General features: G+C 63.1%; 6 protein-coding genes. 2 read left to right on the top strand and 4 right to left on the bottom strand.

All coding sequences use genetic code 11. The annotated features are described in order from the left end of the window. Both APH30_RS28515 and APH30_RS26170 read right to left on the bottom strand, forming a co-directional pair. The coding region (locus APH30_RS28515) for a GTP-binding protein (protein ID WP_156326710.1) at positions 1 to 174 on the bottom strand (174 nt) is incomplete at its 3' end. Between the two features lie 73 nt (positions 175 to 247). Further along, a complete protein-coding gene (locus tag APH30_RS26170) occupies positions 248 to 673 on the bottom strand; it encodes a hypothetical protein (protein ID WP_009684215.1) in 426 nt (141 codons plus the stop codon). 243 nt (positions 674 to 916) lie between these two features. On the opposite strand from APH30_RS26170, the gene APH30_RS26165 reads away from it, so the two are divergent. Beyond that, positions 917 to 1,219, top strand: coding sequence for a hypothetical protein (locus APH30_RS26165; protein WP_054914152.1), 303 nt, complete (start codon positions 917 to 919; stop codon positions 1,217 to 1,219). Positions 1,220 to 1,222: 3 nt separating this feature from the next. On the opposite strand, the gene APH30_RS26160 is transcribed toward APH30_RS26165, so the two are convergent. Both APH30_RS26160 and gcvA read right to left on the bottom strand, forming a co-directional pair. After that, the gene (locus tag APH30_RS26160; RefSeq protein WP_054914151.1) at positions 1,223 to 2,473 is read right to left on the bottom strand and encodes an aspartate aminotransferase family protein; all 1,251 of its coding nucleotides are present in this window, start codon (positions 2,471 to 2,473) and stop codon (positions 1,223 to 1,225) included. Positions 2,474 to 2,598: 125 nt separating this feature from the next. Continuing rightward, positions 2,599 to 3,495, bottom strand: coding sequence for a transcriptional regulator GcvA (gene gcvA / locus APH30_RS26155; RefSeq protein ID WP_054914150.1), 897 nt, complete (start codon positions 3,493 to 3,495; stop codon positions 2,599 to 2,601). 256 nt (positions 3,496 to 3,751) lie between these two features. On the opposite strand from gcvA, the gene APH30_RS26150 reads away from it, so the two are divergent. After that, positions 3,752 to 4,276: amino acid permease (locus tag APH30_RS26150; protein WP_156326708.1), on the top strand; the 525-nt coding region annotated here is incomplete at its 3' end.

The following is a 4,276-nucleotide window of genomic DNA, read 5'->3' as shown; positions in this document are numbered from 1 at the left end:
CTCTTGCTCCTGGGCCATCCAGTCCATGGTCGCGGCGCCATCGTGCACCTCGCCCATCTTGTGGTTGACCCCGGTGTAGAACAGGATCCGCTCGGTAGTCGTGGTCTTGCCGGCGTCGACGTGGGCGACGATGCCGATGTTGCGGTACAGCTCGATGGGCGTTGTGCGGGCCATGGCGGACTACCTGCGGCTGGGCGGATTCCACCACGTTAGCAGACCCGTGGAATCCTGCCGTGCCGCCGGGCTGTCAGTCGGCCTGGGCCTGCAGCAGCCACTGGCCATCCACTTCGCGAGCCAGGCCACACGCCGGTAGCAGGGCCAGCAAGCGTGGGTGCAGGCCGGCTTCGGTGAAGGTCTTGAGCGTGGCCAGGTCCAGCGCGCCGATCAGGTTCAGGTCGGCCTTGGTATAGGACAGCCAGGCTTTCTTCAGCACCTGGGCCACATCGCTGCCGGCGGTGCTGGCGAAACGGCGGTGCCACGGGCGGCCGTCGAAGGTGAAGGTGTGCGCGTGGCTATAGGTGCTGGGGTCGGCACCTTCGACGCAGCGGTGGCAACGGCACGGGCCCTCGCCGAAAGCGTTGCGCAGGTAGCTGTTGAAGTCCACCACCGGCTTGAGGGACAGACGTTTGTCGACATCGAACAGGTCGGCGATCAGGGGTTCTTCGGCGCTCACTCGGGATCCTCGTGTGGTGTGGCGTGCATCGGCGGGCACCCTAACAGATCGGGGCGGCCAGATCACCTGTTGCAGGGCTGGCCGCTTCGCGGGTGAATCCGCTCCCACAGGGGCTGCAGCGTATTCAAGGGCTGTATACCTGTGGGCGCTGACTTGCCAGCGATGAGGCCAGTAGAGACAACAGGCAACGCCTGCCGTACTCTACGCGCCCATACGCCTACCCACCCATTGAGGTAACCCCGCTTGAGCACCCAGTACCCGTACATCGCCACCGTCACCATCAGCGCCGAAGACCGCGGGGGCGATATCGAGGCCTCGGAAAACCCCAATATGCGCGTTGGCCTGGAGGCGGTGACCGAAACCCTGAAAAAGGTGCATTTCGTCGGTACGCTCGCGGCGCCTGAAAAGAATGCCACGCACATTTGCGTCACCCTGGAGAACGGTCTGACCTACTACGGCCCGATCGTCAATGGCCATGCCGAACTCGAAGGCGGCTGGATCGCGTTCGAGTCCGACATGCTCACCCCGGCAGAACTGGGCCTGTAACGCTCAGTTCAACTCCGCCAGGCACTGCTCGAGGATATCCAGCCCTTCTTCGAGCACCTCGGCCTCGATGGTCAGCGGTGCCAGCAGGCGGATGATGTGCCGCGCCTTGCCGCTGGGCATCAGCAGCAGGCCTTTGGCGCGCGCCGCGTCCAGCACCTTGGCCAGTTGCGCCGGGGCCGGGCTGCCGTCTGCATTGACGAATTCAATGCCGCGCATGGCGCCCACGCCGGTCAGGCGCCCGATGAACGGGTAAAGGCCCGAGGCCGTCCAACGCTGGTGGCGACTGACGATGGCCTGCTCCTGGCGCTCACCCCAGGTAGCCACGTTCTCGTCGGTCATCTGCGCCAGGCTGGCCAGCGCTGCCGCACAGGCAATGGGGTTGCCCGAGTAGGTGCCGCCGAGGCCGCCCTTGGGTAATGACCCCATCAGGTGCTTGCGCCCGACCACTGCACCCAAGGGCATGCCGCCGGCAATGCTCTTGGCCAGCAACAGCAGGTCGGGCTCGAGCCCCAGGCGCGGGAAGGCGAAGCGCTGGCCGGTGCGGCCAAAGCCTGACTGGATCTCGTCGATGATGATCACGATGCCGTGCTGGTCGCAGAAGCGGCGCAGGGCCTGGGCGAAGGCCGGGTCGAGGGCCAGGAAACCACCTTCTCCCTGCACCGGCTCAAAAATGAACGCCGCCACGTCTTCCACGGCCAACTCGACGCTGAACAGGCGGTCCATGGCCTTGAGTGCCTGTTCGCAGGTGACCCCGGTGTCGGCGCTCGGGTAGGGCAGGTGGTAGACCGGCCCGGGCAGCTCGCCGACCCGTTGCTTGTACGGGGCGACCTTGCCGTTGAGGTTCAGGGTAGCCAGGGTGCGGCCGTGGAAGCCCCCGTCGAAGGCGATGATGGCCCGTTTACCGGTGGCGCCACGGGCCACTTTCAGGGCGTTTTCCGCGGCTTCCGCGCCGCTGTTGGTGAGCATGCCGGCCAGCGGGTAGCTGACCGGTACGAACTGGCTCAGTTGCTCCATCAGCGCCAGGTACGGACCATGGGGGGCGGCGTTGAAGGCATAGTGAGTGAGGCGGGTGGCCTGGGCCTGGATGGCCTCGACCACGGCCGGGTTGCAGTGGCCCAGGTTGAGCACGCCGATACCGCCGACAAAGTCGATGTAACGTTTGCCGTCAGTGTCCCAGACTTCGGCATTGCGGCCATGGGAAAGTGTGATTGGGTGAACGATGGCAATCGACTGGCTGATACTTTCCTGGTTCATGACGCACGCGGACCTTGTTCGAGTTTCTTATTATCCAAACGTGTTCGCAGGTTATTCCGCAAACGAATTATTCGATTGCGGTCATTCCATGGATTCGTGATCTGGCCGATACTTCGCCAATCAAATCAATCCCCCTCAGCTACCCGCTCCCGTATCCACTGCACAAAAGCCCTTATCTTGGGCACTTCGGCGGCATGTTCGGCATGGGCGATGAAGTGCCGGCCATTGCTTGGCACCGGGTGGTCCCAGGCCACCACGAGCTTGCCTTCGCTCAATTCCTCGGCCACCAGGTAGCGTGGGATCAGGGCGATGCCACAACCGGCGATGGCCGCGCGGATGCACAGGTAGAAGGTGTCGAAACGCGGCCCGTGGTAGCTGTTCTGGCTGTGCAAGCCCAGCCCCAGGAACCACTCATGCCAGGCTTCGGGCCGCGACACGCACTGCAACAAGCGGTGCTCGGTCAGTGCCTGGGCACTGTCGAAAGGGTGGCTGGCCAGTAGCTGCGGGCTGCACACCGGCACGACCTCTTCACTGAACAATTCGATGCAGGTTGCCCCGGGCCAGGTGCCCTGGCCGAAGAAAAAGGCGATGTCGGCCTTGGCCTGGACCAGGTCGAACGGCTCCAGCTCGTTGCGTATGTCCAGGTGAATACGTGGGTAGCGGTCGCCGAAGCCCTTGAGCCTGGGCACCAGCCAGCGCGCGCCGAAGGTGGGCTGGGTAGCGATGCGCAGCACTTCGGTTTCGTCGCCATAGCTGAGGATGTAGCGGCTGGAAATATCGATCTGGGTGAGGATCTTGTTCACTTCGGTGAGGTACAGGGCGCCGGCCGGGGTCAGGTGCAGGCGCCGGCGAATACGCTGGAACAGCGAGTGCGAGAGCATGTCTTCAAGCTGCGCCACCTGCTTGCTGACGGCGCTCTGGGTCAGGTGCAGCTCTTGCGCCGCACGGGTGAAGCTGAGGTGGCGGGCGGCCGCTTCGAAACACTGAAGGGCGGTGGTCGAGGGCATCAGGCGTTTGGACATGACGGGCGAATACCGAGCAAAAAAGTAAGGAGTTCATTCCAAAACGGAATCATGTGTTTCGAAAAGGTCGTTTGTTGACCCCGGCCTATAGATTAATACTGACCTGGATCAACAATGACAACCGGTCATGTAAAGAGGAGGTCGTTAACCCGCTTTTGGTCTTTGCAAAACAACAACAACGCGCATCAGAAATTTAAAAGAATTCTGCTCCGACCTTCAGCCGCCATGCCGCGGCCGACCCATTCGAGGGTTCTTCATGGCTTCTCACGACAACAAGAAACAGCGCTCCTTGCAGCACGGCCTGACCTCGCGCCAGGTGTCCATGATTTCCATCGCCGGCATCATCGGCGCCGGCCTGTTCATCGGCTCGTCCAATGCCATTGCCACCGCCGGCCCGGCGATCCTCATCTCCTACGCCATGACCGGCCTGCTGGTGCTGCTGGTCATGCGCATGCTGGGTGAAATGGCCATCGCCAACCCCAACAGCGGCTCGTTCTCGACCTATGCCAGCGAGGCCATCGGCCCGTGGGCCGGGTTCACCATCGGCTGGCTGTACTGGTGGTTCTGGGTACTGATCATTCCGGTCGAAGCCATCGCCGGCGCCGACATCCTGCATGCCTACTTCCCGGGCGTGCCCTCGTGGCTGTTCGCCTTCCTGATCATGCTGGTGCTGTCGGGCACCAACCTGGTCAGCGTGAAGAACTTCGGTGCGTTCGAGTACTGGTTCGCCTTGGTCAAGGTGGTGGCGATCATTGCGTTCATCGTGGTCAGCGGGTTGGCG

Origin of the sequence: Pseudomonas sp. NBRC 111127 (assembly GCF_001320345.1) — a bacterium.
GTDB lineage: Bacteria > Pseudomonadota > Gammaproteobacteria > Pseudomonadales > Pseudomonadaceae > Aquipseudomonas > Aquipseudomonas juntendi.
Note: the sequence above shows the minus strand (reverse complement) of the source record. Positions and strands in the feature narration are given on the sequence as shown.

Bases quoted from the DNA above. Each gene is read 5' to 3' on its own strand.
- gcvA (WP_054914150.1), bottom strand. From the start codon at position 3,495: ATGTCCAAACGCCTGATGCCCTCGACCACCGCCCTTCAGTGTTTCGAA.
- APH30_RS26160 (WP_054914151.1), bottom strand. From the start codon at position 2,473: ATGAACCAGGAAAGTATCAGCCAGTCGATTGCCATCGTTCACCCAATC.